General features: G+C 67.2%; 3 protein-coding genes and 1 pseudogene. 2 read left to right on the forward strand and 2 right to left on the reverse strand.

Annotated elements, in window-relative coordinates:
* On the reverse strand, window positions 1-146 hold a 146-nt coding region (locus ACWGIU_RS31240; RefSeq protein WP_453711466.1), incomplete at its 3' end, for a transposase.
* A 111-nt stretch (window positions 147-257) separates the two neighbouring features.
* Here ACWGIU_RS31240 and ACWGIU_RS31245 point away from each other — a divergent pair.
* Complete coding sequence (locus ACWGIU_RS31245) at window positions 258-1,379, forward strand: IS630 family transposase (RefSeq protein ID WP_453711462.1); 1,122 nt, start codon at window positions 258-260, stop codon at window positions 1,377-1,379.
* Window positions 1,380-1,583: 204 nt separating this feature from the next.
* Here the strand turns inward: ACWGIU_RS31245 and ACWGIU_RS31250 are convergent, their stop codons facing one another.
* Entirely contained in the window at window positions 1,584-2,594 is a 1,011-nt protein-coding gene (locus ACWGIU_RS31250) for a quinone oxidoreductase family protein (protein ID WP_453711464.1), read from the reverse strand.
* 695 nt (window positions 2,595-3,289) lie between these two features.
* Here ACWGIU_RS31250 and ACWGIU_RS31255 point away from each other — a divergent pair.
* Window positions 3,290-4,049: pseudogene (locus ACWGIU_RS31255) on the forward strand (IS481 family transposase); the annotation flags it as partial.
* Between the last annotated feature and the right edge of the window lie 181 nt (window positions 4,050-4,230).

Here is a 4,230-nt window from a genome sequence, read left to right on the forward strand (position 1 = left end):
TCCCGCCACTGCCCGCCCGTCCGGAACCGCCAGATCACGCCCTCGAACTGCTGCCGCAGCCGTTCCGGGTACGGGCCGTACTCGCCGATCGGCAGAAACGGCTCGATGAACTCCCACTCTTCATCCGTCAGTTGCACTCGCGTCACACAGAACGATCTACCGGATCAGAACCCGCCGTGAGGGCGATTCCCGCAGATTGATCACAACAAAATACGCGCCCTAGTGTCCTGCGCCAGTAGTTGATCGTTAGTTGTTGTGTGACTTCTGCTGCTGGTGCGTCTGTTCCTCGTCGGGGCCCGAAGCTGGAGCCGTTGCTGCTCTCTGCTGATGAGCGGGCGGTGTTGGAGCGGTGGACGCGTCGTGCGACGTCGGCCCAGGCCCTGGCCCTGCGCGCACGTATTGTGCTGGCGTGCGCGGGGCAGGAGGTGCCGCCGATCGTCGCGGTCGCCCGGGATCTGCGGGTGACCGCGGACACGGTCCGCAAGTGGCGTCGTCGGTTCCTCGCTGAGCGGCTGGACGGGCTGGTGGACGAGCCCCGGCCGGGCCGGCCGCCCACCATCACTGTCGACCAGGTGGAGTCGGTCGTGGTCACGACGCTGGAGGAACTCCCGAAGAACGCCACCCACTGGTCTCGCAAGTCGATGGCGGACCGCAGCGGCCTGTCGAAGTCCACCGTGGGCCGGATCTGGCGGAAGTTCCAGATCAAGCCGCATCTGACCGACACCTTCAAGCTGTCGACGGACCCGTTGTTCGTGGAGAAGGTCTACGACGTCGTCGGCTTGTCCTTCAACCCGCCCGAGGGCGCGGTGGTGCTCTCGGTGGACGAGAAGTCCCAGATCCGGGCCCTGGACCGGTCCCAGCCGGTCCTGCCGGTGATGCCCGGCATGCCCGAGCGGCGGACCCACGACTACGTCCGCAACGGCCTGACCACCCTGTTCGCCGCGTTCGATGTCGCCACCGGCGAGGTCATCAGCGCACTGCACGGCCGACACCGGGCAGCGGAGTTCAAGAAGTTCCTGATCAGGATCGACAAGGAGGTTCCCGCGCATCTGCAGGTCCACCTGATCGTGGACGAGTACGGCACCCACAAGACCCCGGCGATCAGGACGTGGCTGGGCAAGCACCCCCGGTTCCAGCTGCACTTCACCCCGACCGGCTCCTCATGGATCAACCAGGTCGAGCGGTGGTTCGGCTTCCTGGCCGACCAGATGATCCGCCGTGGCGCACACAAGAACGTCCAGGCCCTCGAAGCCGACATCCGCAAGTGGGTCAAGAACTGGAACGAAGACCCAAAGCCGTTCATCTGGACCAAGACAGCCGAGGAAATCCTCGATTCCCTCGCCCGCTTCCGCCGACGGATCTCCGGCGCAGGACACTAGGCGTGAGGTCCCGGGAGGTTGTGGACGGGTGAGCCAGGTCTCGGCTGAGGGATCTTGAAGGGGTGTGACCCAGATACGCCAGAAACCCGCCAGAACTTGATCTTGGCCTGCTGAGTGCCTGACGCTGTCGCGGATCTTGGCGATGACGGTCGGCCATGCCCTCGACATCTCAGTCTCCAAGATCCCCGACCTCGTCACCCGCGATCAGCTCTGCGTCTCCTCGCGGCGTCCAATAGCGGCCGCATCGGGTATGACGAGCAGCTTGCCGGTGGTACGCCGAGCCTCCAGATCGCTGTGGGCCTGGGCGGCCTCGGACAATGCGTAGCGGCCCGTTACGGTGACCTCAAGCGCCTTGGAGCGCACCCACTCGAACACATCGGCGGCCCGTCGGAGCAGTTCGGACCGATCGGCGATGAAGTCCCCGAGGCTGGGCCGGATCAGGGTCAGCGAACCGCCGTGGGCGAGCCGAATCGGATCAAACGGCGGCACGGCACCACTTGCCGCGCCGAAGAGCACGAGATGGCCGCGGGTTCGCAGGCTGGCGAGGCTCGCATCGAAGGTGTGCGCGCCGACGCCGTCGAAGACAACCGGCAGTCCCTGACCGCCGCTGAGCCGCCTCACCTCGGCTGCGAGATCGTCGACTGCGGAGGAAAGGATCACCTCAGCGGCCCCGGCACGCTTCGCCAGCTCGGCCTTCGCCGTGGTCGACGTCGTGCCGATCACCCTGCCGCCGAGATGGGTGATGAGCTGGGTCAAAAGCAGCCCCATGCCACCAGCAGCCGCATGCACGAGCACCGTGTCGCCCCCCTGAACCGGGTAGGCGTCCTTGACGAGATAGTGCGCGGTCATGCCTTGGAGGAGCACGGCGGCGGCTGTCTCGAAGCCGATATCGTCGGGCAGCGGCACCAGCCGGGAGGAGTCCACGACGGCGCGCTCGGCATACGTGCCGGGAATCTCCACCCAACCGACCCGGTCCCCGACTGCGACGTCAGCGACGCCGGGTCCAACTTCGACGACCGTGCCGGCGCCCTCAGTGCCCGGGGTGAAGGGCAGCGGGAGGCTGTACCGGCCTTCGCGGTGGTAGACGTCGAGGAAGTTGACCCCGGATGCGGCGACCTCCACGATCGCCTCGCCCGGACCCGGCCGCGGCTGGTCCACCTTGGCCTCCTGCAGCACCTCGGGACCGCCCACTTCGTACACCTGAATCGCTCGCATGTTCCTCCAATTAACGGCTCATCCCCCACCAACCCCGTTGATGGCGATCCGATTCCCGGCAAGCAGACCAGCCCGCCGCCCCCGCCGAGGGCTGAGACGCCTGCTTTGCACCCGGGTCTGGGACAGGAGACCGAGGCCGCCGTCAAGGGTCGACGAATGCACCACCCGCCGCTTCCGCACCGCCGTACGGCCACCCTCCATAACCGGCGTAGCCTCCGGCAGCTCCACCGCGCGGCGCACGAAATTGACCACCGCCTCCGGATACTCCTCCGGCCTCGGGAACCGGCCCATCCGCTGGTACGACTTCAACGCCAGCAGCAGGGCCAGCTGATCTCCATCCGCTCCGCCGCCTCCTACCGCGTCGGCGCGAAGAACAGATGCAGCTCATGCGCACTGACCGGCCGCTTGAACCGCGGATACGCAGTCCGCTCGATCGAAGTCATCCCCACGCTCCGCAAGATCCGGCAGCCAACGACGTTCCAGGCACCCGCGCCACATCGTGCCGCCCGAGATCATGCCGCGAGGCAGAAGGCCCGTAGCCACGACAGCCCAACGCATGACGTGGTAAACCACCGGCTCAACCCAAGATCAAATTCTGGCGGGTTTCTGCCGTATCTGGGTCACACCCCTTGAACAGGTGAGGGCCTTCCGGTTCGGTGTGGATTACCACGTCTACACCTGACCGAAAGGCCCTCGTGTCCCACCGTAATGCACCCCTGACCGAGACCGGCCGACTGCGTCTGGCCTGCTGTTTGGTCGAGGACGGCTGGCCCCTGCGCCGGGCCGCCGAACGCTTCCAGGTCTCACCGACCACCGCCCAGCGATGGGCCGACCGGTCCCGCGCCCTGGCGAAGCGGGCATGGGTGACCGCTCCAGCCGTCCCCATCACACGCCGCGCCGGACACCGACCCGGACCGAACGCCGGATCATCAAGGTCCGCCTCCTGCGCCGCTGGGGACCGGCCCGTATCGCCCACCTGCTCGGCCTGGTCCCCTCGACCGTCCACCGCGTCCTGACCCGCTATCGGCTGGCCCCCCTGCCCCACCTCGACCGCGCGACCGGGCACGTCATACGCCGCTACGAACGCGAGAAACCCGGCGAGCTCGTGCACGTCGACATCAAGAAGCTCGGCAACATCCCCGACGGCGGCGGACACTAGGTCCTGGGCCGGCAAGCGGGCCGCAAGACCCGCAGGAACGCCGGCTACAGCTACCTGCATACCGCCGTCGACGACCACTCCCGCCTCGCCTACAGCGAGATCCACGCGGACGAGAAGAAGGAGACCGCCACCGCCTTCTGGCAACGGCCCACGCCTTCTTCACCGGCGCTGGGATCACCGTCGAACGGGTTCTGACCGACAACGGCTCCTGCTACCACTCACGCGACTGGCGTGACAGCCTGGCGGCGGCCGGGATCACCCACAAACGAACCCGGCCCTACCGGCCCCAGACCAACTGCGAGGATCTGAGAGTGCTCCTCCGGCCGGTCTGACCCACAGACCAACCAGCCGTTCGTGCCGACCCGCCGCGGATCGCTGGTGCAGGACCGGTTCTCGGACTTGATGACCGCAGCCGAGCGGCAGTTGCCGCACGGCCTGGTCCTCGATGGCGAACTGCTGGTCTGGGACGCCGAGGCG

It is taken from the genome of Streptomyces sp. NPDC054840 (genome assembly GCF_053611065.1).

Excerpts from the sequence above, each read along its gene's own strand:
- ACWGIU_RS31250 (WP_453711464.1), bottom strand. The coding sequence starts at position 2,594 with ATGCGAGCGATTCAGGTGTACGAAGTGGGCGGTCCCGAGGTGCTGCAG.